2 protein-coding genes (1 of these 2 running past the window's edge) are annotated in these 25,670 nt (G+C 68.0%); both read right to left on the reverse strand.

The annotated features are described in order from the left end of the window. The gene (locus SGRAN_RS14665) at positions 1-351 is read right to left on the reverse strand and encodes a DUF3467 domain-containing protein (protein ID WP_082737281.1); all 351 of its coding nucleotides are present in this window, start codon (positions 349-351) and stop codon (positions 1-3) included. Next, positions 351-25,670, reverse strand: partial view of an Ig-like domain-containing protein gene (locus tag SGRAN_RS22310; RefSeq protein WP_067184827.1) — the 3' portion only. It continues 11,991 nt past the right edge of the window; 25,320 of the gene's 37,311 nt are visible here — the last part of the coding sequence; its start codon lies beyond the right edge, outside the window — the gene reads right to left on this strand; the stop codon is at positions 351-353. The genes SGRAN_RS14665 and SGRAN_RS22310 overlap by 1 nt, the downstream gene beginning before the upstream one ends.

The following is a 25,670-nucleotide window of genomic DNA, read 5'->3' on the forward strand; positions in this document are numbered from 1 at the left end:
TCAGCCGAGCGGGCCATAGCGCTGCTCATAATCGCGCACCAACTGCCCCAGCGCATCGCTGAGGCGCTTCGCGGCAAAGGGGCTGAGGATCACGCGGTGCTGGACATCGACCTCGAGCGGTCCCGGCGCGGCGCCGGGCTGGTCCCAATTCTGATTGACCCCGAAATTCAGCACCACCTCTTCACGGGTCGAGGTGACGTTGGCCATGTTGCAATAGCTGCTCTTCAGATTGTCGGTGCGGAACTTCAGCGTCTGCTGACGCGGCGGCGCGGCCGGCGGCGCGGGCGTGCTCTTCCCGGCCGCCGCGCGTCCACCCGCTTTCGCCTTCGCCGGTCGCTTGTCGTCGCTCATCATTTACGGTCCTTGTTCCTGCGGCCCTTGCCGCGGCGCGGACGCGGATCGGAACGGCGGTCGAGCAGCAGCGCCGGAAGCGCCACCGGCATCAGGTCGAGCGCGTCACCGTCATCCACCGTGTCGGCGAGCCACTGTGCCAGCGGCGCATCGACCTGCTCCGTCGCTTCGGTTTTCGCCATCAGCACCGGCGTGGCGCCGAAGTCGATCGTCGCCGCGGCGGTCTGCCTGCCGCGCGGAGCGGCTGGCGCGGTTTCGGCCTTGGCGTCCTTCTTGCGCGCGGCATCCTTCGCGGCCGCGATCTCCTTGGCCTTCTTCGTCTTGCCCGAAGCGGTGGCATGGATGTCGCCCGCCCATTTGGCGACCGCCGCGTGCGTGCCATAGGTGACGGCATCGAAATGCGGCCGCTCCGCCGACGAAGACGACAGGATCGGCAGGCCGTCGACGACCCGCTCGACCTGGCGCAGCGCGTCGAATTCGGGCGAGCGGTCGTCGAGGAAGCCGACGAGTTGCACCGCCTCGTCCATGCGCGTCGAACTCGGCGCCGCCGCGTTGATGCTGTCGACGGTGACCGTCAGCCGTTCGCTCGCGCCATAGGGCGCGTCGGCCGGAACGCGCGCGTCGAAGCTGAGCAGCCAGACCGCGCCCGCCGGGATCGGCGTGTCGCTGACGATCGAGACGATCGCCACGCGCTTGCCGCCCGGCGCGGCTTCGGTGCGGAACTCGACGACCGCGTCGGCCGGAAGATCGGCCCCGCGCAATATGCCGTCGATCGTCAGCAGCGCCGGGTCGTAGGTGACGCGGAAGGACAGCGTCCTGACCCCGCCCTCGCTGGTGAAGCGCACCTGCAGGCCCGCACGGTCGGCCAGCGGCACATCGACCTGCTCGCCGGGCCCGCGCACGAAGTCGGGCAGCTCGGCGGTCCCCGCCGCGGCGCGCGCGAACAGGATCGAGGCGCGATAGTCGCCGCCCTCGGCTCCGTCGCCATCGCCGTCGAGCAACCGGCCGTCACGGCTCAGGAAGCCGTCGTCGCCGATGAACAGGCTGTAGCGGTCGTATTGCAGCGGCTTGCCGTCGGTGCGCGACAGGGTGAAGCCCTGTCCATCGGCGTCGTAACGGATCGTCGCCGCAATCGCCCCGAAGCGCTCGCCGACCAGCGTCACCGTCCGCCCGGCCTGCTCGGCGCCCAGCGGCTGCGAGAAGCGGATCGTCAGGATACCGTCGGCGATCGTCGCCTGCGTCACCTGAAGCTGCGGCGCCTGCGGCTGATCGGCGATCGACAGCGCCAGCGGCACGGCGGCAAAGCTGCCGTCCTCGTTGACCAGCGTCGCCCGGACGACATAGTTGCCCGCCACCGCATAATCATGGCTCGCCGCCGTGGCGGTGCCGACGATGCGCGTCGGCGTGGAGCCGTCGCCCCAGTCGATGATCCACTCGATCGGCGTGTCCTGACCGGGATCGACGGCGCCGAGCAGCACGGTATAGCTCTGCGCGACCTGCCCCGTCGCTTCGCCGGTCACCGACAGCGTCGGCGCGACGTCGCGGACTGCGATGGCAAAGGCGAGTTCGGCCGACGCGCCGCCCGCATCGGTCACGCGGACGACGACCGGCACCGTCGCATCGCCGTCGAGCGCCTGCCAGGTGAACCGGCCGCTGGCGTCGATACTCGCTCCCTCCGGCCCCGACACCAGCGTCCAGACGAGCGCACTCGCGTCGCCATCGGGATCGCTGGCTGCAAGCTGGACCGAAACGGCCTGCCCTTCGTCCACCACGATGCCCGCCACGGGGGAGATCACCGGCGGCAGGTTGGAACTGGCAAGCAGGGCAATGGCGAAGCTCTGCTCGCTGAACGCCCCCTTGGGATCGGTCACGCGCACCGTCACCATCTGCGTGTCGGCGGCGCCCCCGGCGATCCACTCGAACCGCCCGTCCGCCGTCACCCGCGCCCCTGCGGGACCGCTGACGAGGCTATAGACCAGCGTCTCCGCCGCATCGTCGGCATCGCTCGCCGACAGCGCGACGTTCAGCAGCCGCCCGCGCTCGATGCTCTGCGCGGGGATCGGCGCCAGCACCGGTGCCTCGTTGGGCACCGCCACCAGGGTGATGGTGAAGCGTTGCTCGCTGAACGCGCCCTTCGGATCGGTTACGCGCACGACCACCTCGCGCGGCCCGGCTACGCCGGTCGCGACCCAATGGAACACGCCGTCGGCTCCCACGGTCGCACCCGCGGGACCGCTGACCAGCGACCAGACCAGCGTCTCCGCCGCATCGTCGGTGTCGCTCGCCGACAGCGGCACGGTCAGCGCCTTGCCCTGTTCGACGCTCTGCGCGGGAATGGCTGCGAGAACCGGCGCCGCGTTGGTCACCGCCACGACGGTGACGGTGAAGCGCTGTTCGCTGAATGCGCCCTTCGGATCGGTCACGCGCACGACCGCCTCGCGCGGCCCGGCCGCGCCGGTCGCGACCCAATGGAACACGCCGTCGGTTCCCACGGTCGCACCGGCAGGACCGCTGACCAGCGACCAGACCAGCGTCTCCGCCGCGTCATCGGCGTCGCTCGCCGACAGCGGCACGGTCAGCGCCTTGCCCTGTTCGACGCTCTGCGGTGCGATCGGCGCCAGAACCGGCGCTTCGTTGCCGACCGGCGTCACCCGAAGCAGGAAACTGCGTTCGGCCGACAGGCCAGCGGCATCGGTGACGCGAACCGTCACGGTCCGGTCGCCCAGCCCCGCCGCCGTCCAGGCGAGCAGGCCGTTCGACGACAGCGTCATCCCGGCCGGCCCTTCGACGAGCGTCCAGGTCAGCGCCGCCGCCGCATCGTCGACATCGGTCGCGGCAAGCTGCACCGACAGCGCCGTGCCTTCGACCACGCTGCGATTCGCCACCGGCTCCAGAACCGGCGCATCGTTCACCGGGTTGACGGTGATCGAAACGGTCGCGGAGACCGGTGCGCTCAGCCCGTCGGTGATCGTGTAGGTAAAGCTGTCCGTCCCGAAGAAATCGGCATCGGGCACATAGGTCCACGGCCCGCCCGGCACCGTCGGCGGCAACAGCGTGCCGCGCGTCGGGCCGGTCAGGATGGCGACGGTCAGCGCATCGCCGTCGGCATCGCTGTCGTTGGCGAGCATGTCGATCAGGACGGTGCCGTCCTCGTCGACCGACACGGCGTCGTCGACCGCGACCGGCGCCTGGTTGGGCACCGTGCGGAAGGTCACATCGTCGATGACGACGCGGCTGTCCTGATCGCCCATGCCGATCAGGTCGAACGACAGCAGGGCGCCGTTGCCGCGCGCCACGCCGAGCAGAGACACGGTCACGACCGCCGATCCGCTGCCGGGCGTCCCGGTTACGCTGACCCCCTGCGCAAGGTGCAGCGTCCCGTCGGCCTGCAGGTTGAGGAACGCATCGGTCAGGTCCAACCCGTCGAGCGCGCCGAGCAGAGACCGGCCGGTGACCGGATCGAGCAGCGCGACCTCGAACGCGTCGGGCGGCAGGCTGCCGTTGGTGCCGAGCGTGGCCGAGCGGATGACGAAGCTGATCTCCGTCGCGCCGTCGGGAATGGCGAAGGCCTGACGCAGATAGGACAGATAGCGCCCGTCCTCGGCAAGCACGCCCTCGCCGCCCGTGACGCTGGCGCCGCCGAAGGCGCTCCAGCCGTCTGCGGCGGCGAAATCGCCGTTGGCGAGCGTGGTGACCACGGGTCCCGACGCCAGCGGCAATCCGCTGCCCGGCGGGACCGCGAGCACGCCCGCGCCGCCCGGCGTCGACGACAGGGTGATCGTCGGCGGCGGCGTGCCGGTGTCACCCTGCGGCGTCGCGGGCTTCGTCGCGTCGGGCACATCGGCGGCGCTCGGCAGGCGCCGTTCGCCAAGCCGGATCATCTCGGTCATCAACCGCGTCGGCTGGCTGGTCGGCACGTCGTCGAGCCGCAGCGCATGCCCCATCTCGTGCATCACGACGGTCAGCAGGTCGACCTTGCCCTCGGCTTCGCTGCCCAGCGCGGCGGCGAGCAGCTGGGCCAGCGTTCCGCCTTCATATTCCCCGTCGTCCATCGGCGTCGTATCGACGAACCAGCCGCGACCCGCGGCATCCGCGTCGATCGTGATGACGCCGTTCTCGAACCGGGCGAGCGCGCCGTCGGGCAGTTCGCCGATCTCGACCGTGATCCGGTCGAGCGCGGCGCCCGCGCCGTCGATCAGCCCCGACGCGACCCAGCGCGCCTGCGCCGCGGTGACGATCGGCGCGAGCTGCTCCGCGGTCAGCGGTTCCACCGCCGACGTCGTCACCATGTCCCTGGGATCGAGCAGGATCGGCGAGCCCGACTTCACGGCGGTGAAGCGCACGGCGTCGAGCAGGAAGATCTGGCTCAGCGTCTCCGACAGGTCGATGGTCCGGTCGACGCCGCTGGTCGGGACGCCATCCCATGTTTCCACCAGCATTTCGGTCCGGCGGTCCATCGTCCAGCGCGTTTCCGTGTCCTTCTCCTGCATGCTGGGGAAGCGCTCGCCGCGGCTGATCGGATCGAGCACGCGTTCGGGATGCGCGTTGCGGTCGGCCAGATATTTGCGCAGGAACTGTGTGATCGCCGCCGCGCGGTCGAGCCCGAGCTGATCGTTATAGGCCACGTCCCCGCGCTCGTCGGCATAGCCATAGATGCGGACCTTGACGTCGGGATTCTTGACCAGCCAGTCGCCCTGCTGTTCCAGCAGCCGCATCTGGTCGGCATCGAGCTCGCTCAGCAGCCGCGATCCTTCCGCCGTCTTGGGCCACAGGATGCGATATTCGACGCCGGAAGGCTCCATGAAGGCGTGCTCGATGGTGGCGGTGTTTTCCATGTCCACCGGCTCGAGCGTGAAGGTGATGACCTTGCCCTTATAGGCCTGCGGCACTTCGACGCTGTAGCTGTTGTTCGACATGAAGCCGGGCTTGAGCTGAACGATCTCGCTGTGCGAGCCGAGGCTGGGATCCACCGGCGTGAAGGTCACCTTGATCGCGGCATTGGCCGTCATCATCCACGGCACGAAGGTGTCGAACGTCAGATAATTCGCATTGGCCGGCACATAGAGGCGATTGTGGGTGATCGCGCTGAAATTCACCACCTTGTCGATGAATTCGTGCGCCGCCGTCTCGGCGCGCTGGACGTCGCCGGAGGTCGGATCGATTCCGGCCAGCATCGCGCTGGTTTCGATCATCGTCGACATGAAATCCTTGAGCAGCTTCTGCCCGCCCATGATGAGCGCATAGTCGGACTGCTGCGGGAAGAAATGGTCCATATAGGCGTTGAACACCTGGGTGATCAGCGATGCGACGCCGTCCAGCCCCGCCTTGTCGGCGGTCGCCGACTTTTCATACAGCTTGGACAGCGAGAAATCCTTGGTGACGATGCCGTCCTCGGTGTTGAAACTGACCCCGGCGTCGAGCAGCCGGCCGATTAGATTGTCGATCGCCTGGATGATCTGGACCGTCGCCATCGCCTGCAGCGCGGCCTTGCCCTGGCTGAAATCGCCCGCCGCGCGTTCGAGCCAATATTCATTGTACCATTGCCGGTATCCTTCCGACGATTCCGACGTCGGAATCGGCGGTCCGCCGTGCTTTTCCTGAATGAAGGCGCTGGCCAGCTTGGTCGCGAGAATATCCGCCCATTTCTTCAGGACGTTGTTCATCACCTCCTTGAACAGGGTGGAAAGGCTGGTCTGGACGGTGAAGATGCCGGTGATGTCGATATCGGGGAACGGGATGCCGAAGATCGTGCCCTGGGTATTCAGCGTGAACCCCGACCCGCCGTGATAGGACCAGCCTGGCAGTTCATAGGACAGCGGAAAGCGCCCATAGCCCGAATCGAAGATGAAATTCTGAAGGAAGCTGGTGATCGCCTGCTTGGTGCCGCTTTCGAAATCGCCGTTGAAGATCGACGGCACGGCCTTGTCATTGTCGACGCTGGCGACCTTGCCGTTGTCATAGACGGGCGAGATGGTGCCGATCGTCCCCGGCCGCACCCCGGCGCCCCCGCCGACCGCGCTGAAGAACCAGCCTGCGCCGATGCCGTCCCAGATCGCGGGCGAGACGAAGCCGTCGAGCGCGCCGCTCGATCCGCCCTTCCCGCCGGACACCAGCACCGGATAAACCTGATACCAGGGCGCGGTGCCGAATTCCTGCGTCTCGATGCCCAGCGCATAGGTGCTGCGGCCCTCGTCGACGACGCGGCGGAAGATCGGATAGCCCTGGATATTGTCGACGTTGGTGTTGATCGTGCCCGCATACCAATGGAGGATGCGGCTGTCGGGTCCGCCAAGGCCGAACATCGCGAACAGCGTGTCGTCGCCCTGTATCCCCGAAATGCCTTCGAGGTTGACGTCGAGATTGGGGCGGTTGGGCGTGAAGGCGCCGCCCGCCGTGGTGGGGGCATTGTTGATCATCGACCGGCCGTTCATGGTCGCGGTGAAGATATATTTCTTCATCGGATCGGTGATCTTCTCGGGCAGCAGCGTGATCGTCTTGCCGCCCACGGTGATTTCCGACAGCTTGACCTCGGTCAGTCCGGTCGCCTGGTAATAATTGTCGGCGAACTTGACGTTGCTCCAGACCTGCACCGTGGGGTCGGAAAAGTCGGCGAACTCGATCGTGTCGAGCTTGAGCCCCAGCTTGCCCGCCACCTTCATCAGCTTGGTGAAGGCCTTGCTGACATAGCCGATCGTCTTGGACAGCGGCGGGAACATCAGGGTGGCCGTCGAGGCCACGCTGAACAGCAGTTGGACGAGATCCTCCAACGGGATGTTGAGCGCGTCCTGCTTGAAGTCGTGCGGGTCCAGCGTCGTCATGTGGATGCCGTCCTCGCCCCCGGCATCCTCGAAATAGGTGCCGAGCCGCTGGATGATCTCCGAATTGACGACCGAGCCACGGTTGTGCCCGACGAAGTGCAGCGGCGACTGGAATATCCCGCCGCCCGACGCGCGGTTGAGCTCGACCAGCGACGCGAACAGCGCATCGGCCGCGGCCTCCGCAAAGCCGGTGTCGGTGATGTCTGACTGGCTCGACCAGTCGCTGACCAGCACGATCGCCTTGCCTCGCGCATCGGCGATCGCAGCGGCGTTGCGCTTGCCCGTCGTGCGGTCGACCCAGTCGCCGGTCTTGCCGTCGTAGAAAAGCACCACGCCGCCGCCGCTGGCCTCGGTGATGAAGCCCGCCATGTCGGTGAAGACGCCGCCGTCCTGCTCGAACATCGACCCGAACAGCGCGGGTGAGTTCATCATGCCGAGGCCGAGCTGGAAGCCGTGCGTGAGCAGCGTGACGCCGTTGAACGGAGCGTCGGCCACCACTTCCTTGACCTGCCACGACGCGGCTTCGCGCATGCCCTTGCCGACGATTTCGACGCCCCAGTAGTAACGCTGTCCCGCGGTCATCGCCTTCGCATATTCGGGCGAGAAGGTGACCTGCCAGGTCTGGCCGTCGAGCGGGTTGTTCGGGTCGTCGGCCAGCTTGACCACCGTGCCGTCGGCCTTGACGAGATAGGCCCCCGGGTCGAGCTCACGCGTCGTCAGGATGCGATTGGGGTGGTGATCCCCGGCCATCGATGCGGCGGACGGATCGCTGTCGAACAGGTTGCGGATCGACGGCGGATCGTCGGGCCACAGGCCCGATCCGGGGAGCAGCGAACTGACGTAGAGCTTCGCCTTGGCGTTCTTCGTGCCGGTCAGCGTCGAATCGAGCCGCCATTCGAAGGTCAGCGGCGGCGCGCTCGCGCCATGCAGGTCCTGCTTGCCGAGCGGCGCGAGCAGTTCGAGCGCGTCGAGCTGTTGCAGCGCCAGCCCGCGGCCGTGCCTGGCGACGTTGATCGACAGATAGTTGGGCGGGTTATACGGATCGTCGAAGCTGCCCGGATTATCCGGATCGACCGGATAGATGTCGGGGTGCCCGAAATTGACGTTGTCGATCGGGGTCTGCTTCCACTTGTAGCTGCCGTCGGTGTCCTTCGCCCCCGGCGTGATGCCCCGGATCACGTCGATGTCGAGGACGACGATGTTCCCGAGGCCGCGATAGTTGGCGTAGAGTTTCTGCCCCGAACTGTCGACGCGCAGCTCCTCCAGGAACGCCAGCGGAATCGGCGTCGTCGATCCCACGATCTCCGGCGCGGCGGAGAAGGGATTCTTGATGACCATGATCTTCGACCCGGTCTGGTGCAGCGCATCGACGTCGCGGGCGACGGTCTGGTCGCCGTACCACATATAGACGGGCAGGCCCCAGTCGGCGACGAACATGTAGCTGAGGTCGGGCGTCACCGCGATGCCTGCGGCGTTGCGGATGTCGAGGTCGAAGATCTGCCCCTGCGTCAGGCGCTTGGTCGATGAATAATAGATGCCGGCGATGCTGTCGATGACGTCGCGGACGCCGATCGGCCCCTCGTTGATCACCGGCGCCACACCGACATGCTTGACCTGGAAATTGGTCGGATTGTTGTTGGTGACGCTCAGCAGGTGGACGCCGCTGCGCGTATCGCCGCGCGACACGAACACCATCTTGTCGGCTTCCGCCGTCGCCTGGATGTCATAGACCTCGACGCCGCCGTCGATCTTGCCGATCACCTCGCGCCACCGGCGGGCGTTGGGCTGGCCGGCCTTCGGACGGTCGCGGTCGTCGACGTTGATGACCATGACCAGTCCATGGTCCTTGCCATAGTTGGTCCAGCCGCGCGGCCCGTACATTTCCGACACCGGCACGCCGACATAGAGGCGCGTGCCGTCGGCATTGACCGCCATGCTGGTGATGTGGCCGAACTCCTCGCCGCCGCTGCGGATCGCGACGTTGATCGCGTGCGTTTCATTCTCCAGCAGTTGCAGGTAGGTCGCCGAACCGGGGTCGATGTCGATGATGTAGACCTTGCCGAGCCCGCCGACGTAGAGGTAGCGGTTGTTGGGATCGACCGCGAGCGTGGTCACCCCGCCCGGGATTTCGATCATGTCCACTTCGGGCGTGTCGAAATCGGCGTCATATTGCTGAAGCGTCAGCGTATCGATGATCGCAATGCCCTTCTGGGTCGCCACGAAGGCGCTTCCAAGGTCGGTCGTCACGACGATTTCGGTCACGGGCGCGCCCAACTCGATCCGCCCCACCAGCAGGTCGGCGCCGCCTTCGTCCTTGCGCGCAAGGTCGATGATCTGGACGCCGCTGGCATCGCCCGCGAAGGCAAAGCCGCCCTTGTTGTCGATGGTGATCGTCTTGCTCGCCACATATTGGGCGTTCGCGGGAATCCGCCCCCTGGCGTCCAGCATCGTGCCGGCGGCGGGCCGCTCGATCCGGATTTCCGTGACGCCCAGCAGGACGCGCTGCGGCACGTCGAACTCGACGACCGCAAAATCCTGCGTCCCGCCCGCGCGCACGCGAATCTTGTCGCTGGTCAGGACGATCTCCTGACTGCCGTTGCGCAGCACCACGCGCATGTCGGCGAAGCTGTCCCCCGCCGTCGTCGCGCCCAGCGCCGCCGTCGCGGCGGGATAGATGAAATTGCGCCCGGTCAGCACGGCGACCGGCTTGCCGTTCTCGAATTGCACGGTGCCGCCCAATATCTCCGGCGTGCCGTCGCTGATCTTCTTGGGCGTCGGCACCGTGGCCGTGACCTTGGTGTAAAGGTCGGTCGGAGAGATGGTGACGTCGAGCGTCGTTTTCAGAATCTCCCCATCGGCATAGGCGCGCCACACCTCGAGCTCCGCTAGCCCGTAGAGCGTCGGCGCGGCCATCAGCGCGATCGCCGTCGCGCCAAGGCCCAGCCCGACGACCGCACCGCCAAGGCCGCCCGACGCCGCGATGCCGAGCGCCGGCACCATGATCGCGGTCAGGGCGGCGGCATAGCCGGGATCGAGCTGGATGCGCGGCAACGGCGACGCGACCCGCGCCACCAGAATCTGGCCGCGTCGCGTCAGGCCGGGGAACGGCGGCGATTCGGCGCGCGCCATGCCGTCTTCGTCGATGCGGCCCGAATCGATGACGGTCCACACCTCGACCTCGGCGCCGTTTTCGCCGACCGGCAACAGCATCTTCTGGAAGAACCAGACCTCGTCGCCCACCGCGCCGACACCGCCGGCGGCCGGTACCGCCAGCTGCACGGGGCCGGTCAATTCGGCGCCCGCGACATCGAATTCGAACGCGCCGACGAAATCGAAGATATCCTCGTTCGGCATCGCGACCGGCAGGTCGTCGCGCGCGATGGACTCGATCGTCACCGTCGCGTCGCCGTCCAGTCCGCCGGGACCGAAGCCGATGGTGATGCCGTCGGTATTGGCGACGATCGCGCCGTCCCTGCCGATCTGCACGACATTGCCGACGATCGGATCGGACACGCGCACCTCGATGCGGTCCTCGCCGAAGCGGTTGATGACGGTGACCGTCGTCACCCCCGGACCGACCGCGCGCATCACGCCGTCGGCATCGACCGTGACCACGGCGGTGTCGCCCGAAACATAGGTGGTCCCGGCTTCCGCGCCGTCGAGGAAATACTGCTTTTCGGGGTCCTGCGCGGTGACGATCCGGCGCGTCGCGCCGCCCGCCATCATCGTCACATTATCGGGATAGGCGTCGATATTGTAGACGGCGGTCAATATCTCGTCGCCGTCCTTCGGCGACCCGACGGTGACGACCGTCGCCGCCGCGATACTGCCCCGCTCGACCTTGATGTAGGTCGCGCCGTCGCGCAGCGCGGTCAGCAGCCCATCGTCGCCCCAGCGCACCACATCGGGGTTGGCGACCGTCACATTCAGATAGGATAGCGGCAGATAGACGTCAGCCTGATCCTCGAACTGACCGATCACCATGATCGGCGCCACGCCGCCTTCTTCGGCGAAGCGGACGCGGCGCAGGTCGAAATCGATCGCGACCAGCCGCGCGTCGGACACCGCGATGTCGATCACGCCCTCGGCCGAGGTGCCGAAGCCGTCGTCGGCGGAAATCCGGATTGCGGCCGCGCCGCTGTATCCGGCATCGGGGGTGAAGACGACCGAGCGGCCGTCGGCGGTCAGCACCGCCGAGCCGCCGGTGACGCCGACGATCCGGTAATAGAGGCGGTCGCCGTCGGGATCGGTCGCGACCTTGCCCAGGTCGATCCAGGCCGACAGGTCGACGTGGGTCTTCACCGCATCGATGGTGTCGGCGATCACCGGTGCCTGATTGGCGCGGAAGCCGTAGTTGGCCGCGACGAGCTGCGTGTCGGTGGCATCGACAACGCCATCGCCGTCGACATCGGCCCCCGCCAGCGCCGCGATCACCGCCGCGCTGTCGACGCCGTCGACCTTGCCGTCGCCATTGATGTCGCCGGCGATGCGCATCTCGACGCCATAGGCACCGGCGCCGGTCACGATCAGTTCGTGCAGTCCGGCCTCGCGCAGCGCGAACAGCGTCACCCGCTGGCCGCCCGACACGCTACTGGCGATGGCGGTCAGCCCGGCGATTTCGGGGATCGCATCGCCCGTGGTCGCGACCCGCAGGATCAACGCGCCGCTCTCCATCCCCGCGATCTCGCTCGCGCGCACGGTGAAGGCATAGCTGTCGCTGCCGCCCCCGGCGGGCAGCGTGCCGGCGAAGGGTTTGCCGGTGAAGGCCGCGGCGCTGCCCAGATCGTCGCGCACGACGCTGGTCGTGACGCCGCCGTCGGCGGCATAGCGGATGCGCCGCCCCTCGCCGTCGGACGGAATCTCGATCGCCAGCCGCCCGTCGACATAACCGTAGCGGACTCCCTCCCCGGTCGCGAGGTCGCGCACCGCGGTCAGCCGCCCGGCGTCGTCATATTCATAGACGGTGGCCGACCCGCCGGGTCCGGTGACCTGCACGACGCGGCCCGCCGCATCGCGCAGGAACTGGAGCGCCGCGCCGCCCAGCGCGGTCACGCCGCCATCGCCGACGAGAAGCATTCCCGCGGCCGACCGGATTTCCACCGTGCCGTTGCCGCTGTCGATCACGTAGGTCGTGCCGTCCGGCCCCTTCAGCACATAGTCGCGGTTGCCGTGGACCGGCGACGCGGGGTTGTAGGCCAGCCCCGTCTCGACATCGAAATAGGCGCCGCCGACCTTGCGAAGCTGGCGGTCGACCGACTGCAACGTCCAGCCATTGGCGCTGTCCGCCACCCAGGCGGGACGATAGAAGGTCACGGAGCCGATCGTCTCCGCCACCGGGCGGAAGGTGAAGCCCGCGCGCTCGCCGGTCGGCAGCGTCAGCATCAGCCGCGTGCCCTGCTCGAAACCGGGCAGCGCCCCGCCGACGCCGGGCAGCGTCCCGGCATTGGTGTCGATCGCGACGTCGAGGCCCAGGAAGATCCATTCGCCGGTCAGGCTGTCATAGGCGCGGGTCAGCGCGAAAGGCACGCTGCCGAGTTGGGCCGAGACATCGACATGGGTCGATTGATAGCGCCCCAGCTTGTCGGCGCCGGTGCGCACCTCGACCGCCGCGCTCGCGACGCTCGTGCGTCCCGAAATGTCGCGCCCGGTCAGACGCAGCGTATAGAAGCCATCGGCCAGCCGCCGCCCGTCGAGCGTCGCCAGCACGCCATCGGCGGTCACATCGCCGCGCGCGATGTCCTGCACGCTGCCGTCGGCGCCGATCAGTTGCAGCGTCCAGAAATCGAGATTGCCGTCGGCGATGCTGCCGCGCACGTCGAGCGTCCCGCGCACGATCATCGCGTCGATCCCGCCGCCGAACAGGGCGACCGGCGCCGCCTTGTCGGCGGGGTCGCGCACCTTCAGCCATTGCTCGACCGTCGCGGTTCCGCCATCGGCATCGACCGCCGTCGCGCGCACCCAATATTTGCCCGGATTGCCGGCCGTGATCGTCGCGCGTCCATTGGTGTCGAGCGCGACTTCCTGCCCGTCGACCCACAAGCGCAGCGACACGATGTCGGACAGGCTGTCCGCCGTCGGATGGAGCAGCACCTTCTGCCCCGGCGTCGCGGCGAAGCTGGGGGTCGTCTCGATCCGCAGCGTCGGCGCCGCGGGTTCGAGCTGCGCCCGCATCAGCACGGTCCGCCGCGTCGTCGCGCGCCCGTCACTGACGATCAGCGTGACGACATAGTCGCCCGCCTGCCCCGGTCCCGGCGTCCAGACGAACGCGCCCGTCGCGGCGTCGATCGTCGCGCCCTCGGGCAGGTTTTCGGCGCTGAAGGTCAGCGTGTCGTCGCTGTCGGGGTCCTGCGCCGCGATGCGGAAGCGCTTTTCCTCGCCGATCAGGAAGGCGTGATAGCCCTCGGTGATCGTGGGCGCGCGATTCACATTGGCGACGCGCACCAGCACGTCGATGGTGCCGACCGCGCCCGACGGGTCGGTCGCGGCAAAGCGGATCAGATGATCGCCCGCCTGGTCATAGCCGGGCGTCCATTGCAGCTCGCCGCGCGCCGCGACGAACAGCGCGCCCGCGGGCAGGCCGCTGACCACCGACAGCGACAGCGGATCGCCGTCGCCATCGGCCGCGACGACGGTGAAGGTCGACGCGGCGCCCTCGCGCAGCAACTGCGTCGCCATCGGCACGAACAGCGGCGTCTGGTTCGCGTTGGCGACGGTGATCGTCACCCGCTCGGTGCTGCGCGAATGGCCGTCGCTGGCCGCGAACAGGATCTGGTAGCTGCCGGCGGCATTCAGCGCCGGTTTCCAGCGGAACAGCCCGGTCACCGGATCGAGCGTCGCGCCCTCCGGCGCGCCCTCCATCGTGAAGCTGATGTCGTCGCCGTCGGCGTCGATCCCGCGCAGGCTGAACAGCAGCTCCTCGCCCTCGGCGATCGCCTTGTCGCCGACCGGAGTCAGTTGCGGACCGCTGTTGGCGGCCCGGACGACGATGCGGAATGCCCGCGTGTCGCTGGCCGCCAGCGTGACGCCGTTGCCGCTGTCGGTGACGGTCAGGCTGGCGTCATAGCTGCCGATCTCAGCCGCCGTCGGCGTCCACTCCAGCGTCACGCGGCCATAGACGGACGTCGGCGTCACGGTCGCGCCGGGCAGGCCCGACAGCGCATAGGACAGCGCGTCCTGGTCCATGTCGCGAACGTCGATCGTCGCCGTCAGCTTTTGACCGGCCACCGCGACCAGATTGCCGATATGGCCGATCACCGGCGCTTCGTTGGGGCTCGTGACCGAAATGATGAAGGTATAGGCGCCGGTCAGCGGGGTCCCTGTGCCGTCGCCGTCGTCGGTCGCGGTCACCGTCACCGCATGATCGCCGCGATGGTTCGCGCCCGGCGCGATCCGCATCACGCCGGTGCCGTCGCCATTGTCGACGAAGGTGATGAAGGGCGGCAGCGGCTGGAACGGGCTTTCGTTGATCGCCGCGAGGCTCAGCGGATTGCCGTCGGCGTCGAAGGCCGAAACCGGAATCTCGACCACTGTGTCCTTGGCCACGGTGACATTCTCGATCGTCCGCACTTCGGGGCGGCGGTTCTGGTTGAACACGCGGATCGGCACCGTGATCTCGGTCGACAGCGGCGGCTCGTCGCCGTCGCCCGTATCGGTGGCGCGGAAGCGCAGTTCATAATCGCCGGCCTGCGCATTGTCGGGCGTCCAGCGCAGCTCCATGGTTTCGGGGTCGAAGGTCGCGCCCGGCGGCAGCGCCGACAACAGCTCGACCGTCACCGTCTTGGGCAGGCTGGTGGTCGCCACGACCTCGCCGGTCTGCATGTTGCGCAGCGCGGGCGTGTAATAGGGATTGTCGGGATCGAAGGCGAACGCCTTGAAGACCAGAAGCTGGCCTTCGAGCACCTGCCACCCGTCGAGCTGGTCGAACACCGGCGCCGCATTGGCGTTGAGCACCGTGATCTTCGTGGTGAAGCGCACGCTGGTCTCGCCATCGCTGACGTCGAAGGTGACGTTGTAGTCGCCGGCCTGGATATAGGTCGGCGTCCATTCGAACGCGCCGGTCGTCGGGTTCAGCGTCGCGCCGAACGGCAGCGAGGGGCTGGAGAAGGTCAGCGGCCGGTCGCTGTCGGCGCTCGCATTGATGCGGAAGCGGATGAAATCGCCCTCGCGGGCGCTGCGGTCGGCGACCGGCACCACCTGCGGCGGCTGATTGCGGTCGGCAACGACCAGCGAGATCAGCGCCTCGTCCCGGCTGATCCCGTCGGTGACATAGAAGCGCACGTCATAGGTGCCCGCCGAGCGATAGTCGGTGAGCCAGCTGAACATGCGCGTCGCCGGGTCGAAGCTCGCGCCGGCGGGCAGGCCGTCGACCCAATAGGTCAGCGGATCGAAATCGGCGTCGGTGGCGGCAAGCTGGAATTCGAACAATTGCCCTTCCGCCCCCTCGACGCGGATCGGCGCATTGCGGAACTCGGGCGCGCTGTTGCCGCCTTCGACCGCCAGCACGAAGCGCTGAAGCGACACCGCCCCGCGCGAATCGAAGGCTTCGACCACCACCGCGACGCTCGCCGGGCTGTCGGGCCCGGGCGTCCAGCGGATCAGCCCGGTGTCGGCGTCGATGGTCATGCCGTCGGGATGGGTCAGCAGGCCGAAAACGACCGTCTGCCCCTCGGCATCGCTCGCGGCGGCCTGATAGGCGAAGGCCTGGCCGACCTTGGCGCGGTCGGGCGCCTGGCTGGTGAAGCTCGGCGCGGTGTTGGGCAGCGTGCCGGCGACGATGCCCGCGGCGAACTCCAGCCGCCGGTCGCCCGGCGCGGTGATCGACACGGTGCGGCCGCTGGTGCTCTGCCCGGCCTCCAGCACGCCGCCCGGAGGCAGCGCCGACGCCAGATCGACCAGCCAGCGGCCGTCGTCGGTGCGTCCCGAGGCGTCGGTCGGAACGCCCGGAAAGCCGCCGAGCGGATCGATGGTCAACAGCGCCGGCAGCGTGATCGGCCCGTCGGTGCGGTTGGTGATCGTCACCTTGTAGGAGATGGTGCCGGTCAGGCGGTCCATCCGCGTATCGCTGAACACGACATCGACCAGCATCGAAATATCGTCATACGCCTGGAACGCGCTCTGATAATTGACCGCCATGCGCTGGCCGGTCGCAGCGGCGAGCCCTGCCTTGACCGTCAGCCGGTAATTGCCGGCGAGCAACGTCCCGACCTCCAGCACCGCGGTGCGCGTCGTCGCGTCATAGGAGACCGACCGGATCGCGTGCGTCTTGCCGCTGTCGTCGGTCAGTTCGTAATATTGGCGGTTGGTGACCGAGGCGGCATCGCCGGCCGCACCGACGAACATGTCCTGATCGAAGGTCACGGTCAGGAACGGCATCGGCAGCACCGCATTCGATCCGGCAGGCGGATTCGTGGCGACGACCGCCGGCACGGTCGCCGGGGCGACGACATCGACCTGTCCGCTCTGGCTGATCAGCAGCCGCCCGTCGCTGGTCGCATGCACGACGTCGCCGCGCGAGCCTCCCGTCGCCACCGCGATGCGGCGCAGCGTCGCCATGTCCACCATCGTCAGTTCGCTGCCCTCGGCGGCAAGGCCGGTGTCGGCGACCTTGCCCGCGGTGTGCGACACGAACATCAGCCCTTCCAGCCGCGTTCCGGTCCGCCCGAAAGCGATCGAATCGGCGGGCGCGTCGAAGGTCAGCATCGTCTCCGCCCGCGCGCGGTCGTTGAAGCGCACGACCTGCTTGCGGTCGGGCCAGGTCACGGCCCACAGCGTGCCGTCGCCGTCGAAGGCGAGGCTGCCGACACGCAGATTCTCGTCGCGGCTCCACTGGGTGAAGCTGCCGTCGTCGGGGTCGAAGACCGAAATGCCGGCGTTGGTCGATACATAGATCGCGCCGCTTTCGGGATGCACCGCGATCGCGATCGTAATGCCGTCGCCATGACGTTCGATCACCGCGCCGGTGTCGGGATCGAGCCGCAGCAGCGCGCCGCCGCCCGTCGTCGCCCACAGGCGCCCTTCGGGGTCGAAGGCCATGTTGAACACCGGCACATCGAGTTCGGCGAGCGGCGTGCCCGCCACCCCGCCGCGCGCGTCGAAGCGCCAGATGGTGCCGCGATTGGCACCGCCCGAAACCAGGATGCTGCCGTCGGGCGCCTCGACGATCGCCATCGGACCGATGCCGCCGTCGCTCTGCCCAATCCCCACGGCAAAGGCGCGCGCGATGAACGGACTCAATATCGCATCGAACTCGCTGGGCGCCGACAGCGCCGCCGCGGCGGGAACCTTGGCTTCGGCCGCGGTGAACAGCGCGTTGGTCGACGGCGCGGGCGAGGGTTCGGGCGCCTGCCCGAAATTGGGCGGCGTCGTCCCCGGCACGGTCGGCAGCGCGCCCAGATTGACGCCCGACCCGTCGGCGACGGCGTTGACGCCGGGCTTCGGCACCTCGCGATTGCCCGCGACGTCGGTCGCCAGCGCCAGGAACTCATAGGTCTTTCCGGCCTCGCCCTCGAACACCAGCGATCCCGACGCGTCGGTCAGCCGCCGCTGCCAGATGCGGAAATCGCCGCCGTCCTCTGCCACATAAAGGGTGACGTGGCGCACGCCCGATCCGCCATTGTCGTCGCGCACGTTCCAGTCGATGCGATAATCGTCGGTGGTGCCGATGCGCGTCGCGGTCAGGCGGCTTTCGGGCGCCTTGCCGTCGACCATCTGGTTGAGGATCGTCGTGTCCTCGGGCGCGAAGCCGTCCATCAGCACGCGCGCCGACGCGGCGATGGTCTCGCCCGTCGCGACGTCGGCCGCCGGCCGCACCGCATAGGAAACGAAGCCCGCCCCCGACCCCTGCGCGTTGTTGGGCGCCAGCAGGCCGCGCGTCGTGTCCTGCAGCACCTCGCCCGTCACCGGGTCGATCGCCTGGATCAGCCAGCTCGCGCTCGCGGGCTGCTGATAGAGGTCGAGCACCGCGCTGACGCGCAGGATGAAACCGCGCGTGCGCACGAAGTCATATTCGGCCTGGAAGCTCGTCCGCCCGTCGGGCACATCGATGGTGATGTCGCCGATGCGGATATCGCCGAAGGCGAAGCTGCGCGCGTCGAGCTGCGGGTCGAGCTGCGTGACGATGCGGATCTCGTTCGTGTAGCGCGACGAGCCGGCCGAATTCTCGAAACCGATGCTGTAGGGAAGCTCGGCCGACGCGGGCAGCCAGCCCAGCGTGTCCATCGTCTGCGGCCCGGTGATCGACGCCAGCCGCCCACCCGCGCCGCCGCTGGTGAAGAAGCGCGAGAAATCGAGCTGCGCCAGTGGATCGCCGTCGACCGGCTCCGGTCCGTTGATCTGGAAATCGGCGGGCAGGCCCGCGCCGCGCTGCGCAAAATCGACCCAGGGGACGTAGACGCGGAACGCCTCGAACCAGGTCGGACCGCTCAGGCCCAGATCATAGTCGGCGGGGTCGGGAAGCGCCGGGATCGGCACCTCGCCCGTGTAGCGCGGGCTCTGGCGCTGATCCATATATTCGATCGCCGCCATCTGGCCGTTCTTGTGGCCGTACAGCGCGCGCACCTGCTCGAAGAAGCCGAGGTAATCGCCGTTCGAGCGGATTTCGCTGCCCGCCGGACCGTAAAGGATGCCCGACGCCAGCGTCGCCATCAGGCTGACGATATGCGCCTGCGTGCGGATCGGCGGCACCTCACCCTCGGGGCGCAGCAATCCCGCATCCTCCAGCGCGGCAAGATACAGGTTCACCCAGTCCCGCTCGCTCGCGGCGAGCGCCAGCAGCGCGGGCGGCGCGTCGTCCGCCGCCAGTATCGCGTCGCGCAGCCGCAGGGCCTCGTTCGTCTGGAAGGCGACGAACTCCGCCCGCGTCATCGTCGTCGCGGAAGCGAGGATATGGAAGCGGAACGGGATGAACGGAATCTCGTCCCGGCTCGGCGTCGCGGCGTTCGACTGGTAGAGGCCGACGAAGTCGAGCTGGTCGAGCACCCCGCGCGCGGCGGGAAGCTGGTCGGCGATCAGGTCCTTGACCGCATCCCACCAGTTTTCGAGATTCCCCTCGCCCGCCGCCAGCAGATTGTCGAGCGATGGGAAGGATTGCGCCATCTGCGCGCGGAACGCCTCGAACGAGCGGTCCGCCATCGCCTTCAGCCCCGGATAGGTCGAGACGTTGAAGGTGAAGCCCGTGAAGCCGTCCGCCGGATGATCGTAGAGGAAGCCCGAAGTGATGAGCTGGCCGTTGGTGTTAGTGATCGATTCGAGGCCCAGCCACGGCACCAGCGCGTTGACCCCCGCCAGCACGCCTTCGGGCGCGCCGCGGACGTTGGTGAAGAAGTCGAGGAAGCGCAGGCCATAGACATATTGGTTGCTGCCCAGCTCGGGCACGCCGACCTGGAAATAGGTGTAGGGCGCGTCGAGGTTCGACCGGTTCTCCAGCGCCACCGAATAGGTCGCCTGATCGCCCGCCAGGATCACCCGCGGGCCGCCGACGCCGATCGTCACCTCGGGCTCGATCCCGCGCTCGATCAGGAAGCGATAGGGCTCGCTCGACTGGGCGCCGTCGGGGTTGATGACCTTGATGTCGTAAAGGCCGTGCGGCGCGTCGGTGAAATCGAAGGTCGCGATGATCGTCGACGCGTCGACGACCTTCCACGCGACGGGTTCATATTCGGCGATATTGGGACGCGACACCTTGACGATGGCGTCGGGGTGGAACTGCGCGCCCTTGATCGTCGTCGTCACATAGCGCGAATCGCCGCCGCGATCGGTCTGGATGTCGGTGATGACCAGCGGCAGCAGGTCGGCGACCAGCGTCACCTGCGATCCGTCGGCGGGGCCGCTGTAGCCGCGCACCAGCACATAATAGACGCCGGGTTCGGTGCCGGGGACGATCGCCGTCAGTTCCTGCGCCAGCGGGCCGGTATAGGTCGCGTCGAACGCGGCCGAGGTCGGCACCTCGTCGTGGCGCACGAACACCTCGTTGATGCTGCGTTCGTCGTCGGAGCCGACGCGCAGGCGCAGCGTCTTGTCGGCGGGAACCTCGATCCGGTAGAGCCGTTCCTGCCCCGGCGCCAGCGCGACGGTCAGCGGGATGCCGAGCGTCAGCGTATCGACGGCGATCGACAGCGTCTCGGCCGACGCGGTGGTGTTGTTCGCCTCGCCGACATCCTCGTGAAGCTGGTTGCGCACGTCGGCGCGGACGATGATGCGATAGTCGCCCGCCGCCGCGCCGGGCAGCGTCGTCGTCAGGCTGAGCGTGTAGGTGCCGTCGGGATTGAGGACGCCGCCGTAATCGGCGCGGCCGAGCAGCTTGTCGCCGACGTCCCAGGTCGCGTCGCGCGACAGATAGACGGCGTCGGTCCAGCGCCCCGCCGCGACGACGTCGCTGACGTTCCTGACCGTCCAGTTGATCGTCACCTGATCGCCCGGCCGCCGGTCGCCGGGGACGACGATATCGACGACTTGGATATCGGTCGGCGGCGGCAATTCGATCACCATCGGGATGGCGCTGACGCGCGAATTGTCCCGCTCGTCGCTCTCGAAAACCTGTCCGGTCGCGTTGTAGCGCGCGGGGTCGGACACGACGAAGACATAATAGGCCTCGGTCCCGAGGTCGGTCGGCACCGCAAGGTCGAGCGCGACGTCATAGCTGTCGCCGGCCGCCAGCCCGCCGGTGTGGCGGACCGATCCGATATAGCGGTCGGACGTCAGGTCGAGGAACGGATCGCGCGACAGATAGATCAGGTCGTCCCACTGCGCCTGCAGCGCCGGGGTCGCCCCGCCGTTGTTGGTCACGCGATATTCGAGGCGGAAGGTCTGCCCGCGCACCGCGCGTTCGGGCGCGGTGAGCGCCGTCACCTGAAGGTTCGGCGGCGTATAGGGGGTCAGCGTCACCGCCTTCGCCGTGCTGTTGTTGCCTTCGCCCTGGAACTCGCGGACCTTGCCCGCCAGCAATCCGCGCACGCCGTTCAGGCGCGGCGACAGGGTGCTGTTCGCATAGCCCGAATCGGCGAGTTCCGAATCGGTCATCGCGATGACGTGCATCGCCCCGTTCAGCTCGAAGGGCAGCGTCACCGTCACGGTGGCGTAATAGGATTCGCCGGCCTCCAGCACGCCGACATGCTTGTTCTCGGCGCGGACGATCACGCCCGGCGCGCTCTCGCGCGACATCAGCCAGTCGCCTTCGTCGAGCGAGGCGTCGAGCGACAGATAGACGCGGTCGGTCCAGCTGTCCTCGCGCGTCGCGCGGTTGCCGACATTCTCGACCTTGAAGCTGATGGTGATCGTGCTGCCCGCGGCGATGGTGTCGGGCAGCGTCAGCTCGGTGACGCGCAGGTCGGGCTCGCGATAGACGACCGGGAAGGCGGCCTGCCCCACGTTGCCCTGCGGCAGTTCGAAGGCATATTTGGCGAAGCGGTCGAGCAGGGTGCTGTTGCCGCCATCGCGGACGATGTCGGTGGGTACCGGCGTGTTGCCGGCCGAGTTCGCGACGACGTAGACGTAATATTCGCCCTCGACCCCCGGCGGCAGGGAATATTCGGCGGTGCGGCTATAGCTCTGCCCGGCGCCGAGCGGGCCGTTGGTGACGTTGACCGTCGCGACCTTCTGCGCGCGCGCCTTGTCGAACACCGGGTCCTTCGAAATCCAGATTTCGTCGGTCCAATATTGGGTGCCGCTCCACACCGCGCCGCCGCGGTTCTCGACCGTATAGGTGACGCTGGTCTTCTCGCCCGAATAGGCGGGTGCCGACGGCGCCGCCGGCACGACCTGGACGACGCGCAGGTCGGCGGGCGCGTTGGTGACGCTGGTCGCGGCAAAGCCGTTGTTGTCGAGATTGTTCGGATCGCCCGCCAGCTGCGACACGACGATCACGTACATCCCCGCCGCTGCGGGGTTCAGCGTGAAGGTCTGGCTGTTGGTGTAGGACTGGCCGGGGTCGAGCGGCTTCAGATTGTCGAAGCTGCCGAGGTCGAAGCGCCGCGTCGCGTTTTCGAGCAGCGGCGCATCGGCCAGATAGACGCGATCGATCCACTTGGCCGCAGCCGCGTTGCCGTTGGAACGGACCGTCCAGCTGACGTTGAACTGCCCCCCGCCGACGCCGACCGGATCGGCCGTGACCGCATCGACGGCGATCGCGCGGGTAAAGGTCTGCGGCGGGACGCCGACGATGTCGATCGCGCGGGCGCGATAGTTGCTGCTGTTGATCTCGTTCGGGTCGTCGGGATTAACGTTGGTCGCGAGCGAATCCTCGAGCAGCGTCGCATAGGGGTCGACCCACGGCATGATGTAATAGGTGCCCGACACCAGCCCCTCGGGCAGCGTCAGCGTCAGTTCGCGGTCGTATCCCGCATCCTTGACCAGGATGCCGCCGTCATAGGTCAGTGTCGTCAGCAGGATGTCGCCCTGCCCCGGATGCGGCCGGTTCTTGTCGCGGGTCAGCCAGATCTGCTCGGTCCAGCGGCCGAGGTCGGTGTCGCCGGCGCCGCGGTTGGTGACGCTGTAGCGTACGGTGACGCTGTTGCCCTCGAACGCCTGCGCCGGGGCGACGACGCTGTCGACCACCAGATCGGCGAAGGGGATCGGATCGACGAAGATTTCGTGCGCGACGATATTGCTCTGCGCCGTGTCGTTCGGCCATTCGTCGATGGCGTTGCCGCTGTCGGTGGCGACGAGGATATAGACGGTGCCGCGGAAGCGCTTGGGGATGGTAAAGGTCCCCGAGGCCGACAGATATTCCTCCAGCGAGCCGAGCGCCGACGGGTTCTGCAGGCTCGACACCAATATGTCGTCGTTGGAAATCTTGTCGTCGAGCGACAGCCACACCTGATCGGTCCACAGCCCGTTGGCGGCGACCAGCCCCTGGTTGACGACCTTGAACTCGATCGACGCGGTCGCGCCGGCGGTGATGCGGTCGGGGGCGATGACCTCGCTGACGCGCAGGTCGGGCCGCGGCAGCGCCGACACCAGGATCGCGGTGCTGCTGACCCGCCGGTTGTTGTCCTCGTTCAGATGCTCGTAGACGCTGTTCCCCGCGTCGGTGACGACGATCAGCTCATAGTGATCGCTCGTCTTCGACGGCAGCCGCATTTCCTCCTTGCGGCTATAGGTCTTTCCGGCCTCCAGCGGCCCGGTGTAGCTGTATGTGCCGATCAGCGTGCCGGCGCCCGTGTCGCCGACCTTGCGCAGATAGACGCGGTCGGTCCACGTTCCGGTCGCATTGGCGGTGCCGGCGTTGCGGACGGTCCATTCGACGTCGATGACCTGCCCCTCGACACCCGTCGCGGGGAAGGAGATGCTGTCGACGACCAGGTCGGGCGGCGGGGCGAGCGCAACCGCCATCGCGTCCGACGCGCGGCTGTTGTTGGTAGTGAACACGAACTCATAGGGGCCGCTGCGCGGGTCGCTCGACCCCGGCGTCTCGACGACGATACGATAGGCGCCCGACAGCCCGTCGGGCAGGCGGAAGCTGGCCGTGCGGTCATAGCTGGCACCCGGCGCCAGATAGCCGAGGTGGTTGACGCTGCCCAGCCGCACCCGGCCGGTGCCGTCGGCCCGTTCCAGATAGACCTGATCGAACCACTCGCCGCTGTTGGTCAGCCCGATGCCCTGATTGGTGACGCGCCAGGTGACGTCGATCGTCTGTCCCGACACCGCGCCGGCGGGAACCGCGACCGACGCGACGACCAGGTCCGCCCACGGAATCGGCGACACGTCGAAATTCCCCGCCAGCACGCCGCGGTTCGCCTCCGCGCCATTCTCGAACACCTCGCCCTTCGCGTCCGACTGTACGAACAGCGTGTAGCGGCCGTGGAATCCGGCCGGCAGGATCAGGTCGAGCCCCGCGCGATAGGTCTCTCCGACGTTCAGCGCGCCGCTGTGGACATATTCGCCGAGCACGATGTCGTCATTGTTGCCGAGCACGCCGTCGCGCGACACGATCACCCGGTCGGTCCAGCCGTGGGTAAAACCGGCGCCGGTGCCGACGTTGGTGACGGTCCACTCGACGCGGACGCGCGCGGGATCGTCGATCGTCTGCGCGGGCGCCGTGACGTCGCTGACCTCGAGGTCGGCATAATCGGACAGCCCGACGTTGAGCGCGATCGACCCGATGTTGTTCGCCTCGCCCGCCGCCGTTTCGGCGACGACCCCGCCGCTGTCCGACTGGACGATCAGGCGCCAGGGACCGCTGGCGTCGATCGGCAGCGTGACCTTGAGCACCCCGTCATAGATCGCGCCCGCCGCGAGCTGTGCCTGCGCGATCAGCTCGCCCAGCTTGATGTCGCCCGCGCCGACCACATCGTCGTCGCGCGACAGCCAGACGGTATCGGTCCAGCCGCCCAGCGTCGAACCGGTGCCGTCGTTGCGGATCTGCCAGCGCACCTCGATTTCGGAGAAGGATTCGGCGTTGCCGCCTTCCGGCCCCTGGATCAGCACCGGCACCAGGTCCGGATGGGTCAGCATCAGCGCGCCCGACATGCCGTCGTTGTCGCCGTCGCGTCCGCCTTCATAGACCTGGCCCTGCGCGTCGGCGCGCACGAAGATGCGCCATTCGCCGTCGGTATAGCCGGTCGGAATGGTGACGAGCTGCTTGACCTCATAGGATTCGCCGGGCGCAAGATCGAAATTGCGCGGCACCGACGCAAGCTGCTGCGCGCCCGAAATCGTCGTGTCGTCGTCGATATAGATACGGTCGACCCACGGCGCGGTCGCCGCGCTCTCGCCCGTGTTGCGGATGACATAGGTGACGAGGACGGTCTCGCCGGGCACCGCGCCCGGCGGCACCGAAACGCTGTCGACAACCAGATTGGGCGCCGCCGTCGCGGCGAAGCGCACCACCGGCGACACGACGCTGTTGTCGCTCTCCAGGAAATTCTCGAACACCGTCTGCCCGGCATCGGTCACCAGAATCAGGCGATAGTCGCCGACGCGGCCGTCGGTCACCCGCACCTCGACGCTGGCGGTGTAGCTGTCGCCGACCGCGAGCCCCGATCCGCGCACCACCTCGGCCAGCACCAGATCGTTCGCGTCGACGACGCCGTCGGCCGACAGGATCAACCGGTCGATATGCCCGCCCGCCGCGGGGGCGTCGCCGGTGTTGCGGACGCGCCACGACACGGTGAAGGGATCGCCGCCGAACACCGTGCCGGCGGGCCCCGACACCGCGTCCGCCACCAGATTCGGCGCGGTCGCGCTGATCTGGATTTCCACCGGCGCGCTGGCGTTGTCGGCGCGCGTATCGGGCTCCACCACGGCCTGTCCCGCGTCGGTGACGACGAACAGGCGGTAGAGGCCGCCGATGTCGGAGGGCAGCGCGATGTCGAGCGACGCCGTATAGCTGCCGCCTTCGGCGAGCGGATCGGTGCGGCGATATTCGCCGATGAAGATGTCGTCGCCGTTGCCGAGCACCGCATCGGCGCTCAGGATCACCCGGTCGACCCAGCCGCCCTCGGCCGACGCCGACGCGCCGGCATTGTCGACCCGCCAGCTCACCGTCATCGTCCCGCCGCCGATCGC

Origin of the sequence: Sphingopyxis granuli (assembly GCF_001559015.1) — a bacterium.
Classification (GTDB): Bacteria; Pseudomonadota; Alphaproteobacteria; order Sphingomonadales; family Sphingomonadaceae; genus Sphingopyxis; species Sphingopyxis granuli.

Excerpts from the sequence above, each read along its gene's own strand:
- SGRAN_RS14665 (WP_082737281.1), bottom strand. The coding sequence starts at position 351 with ATGAGCGACGACAAGCGACCGGCGAAGGCGAAAGCGGGTGGACGCGCG.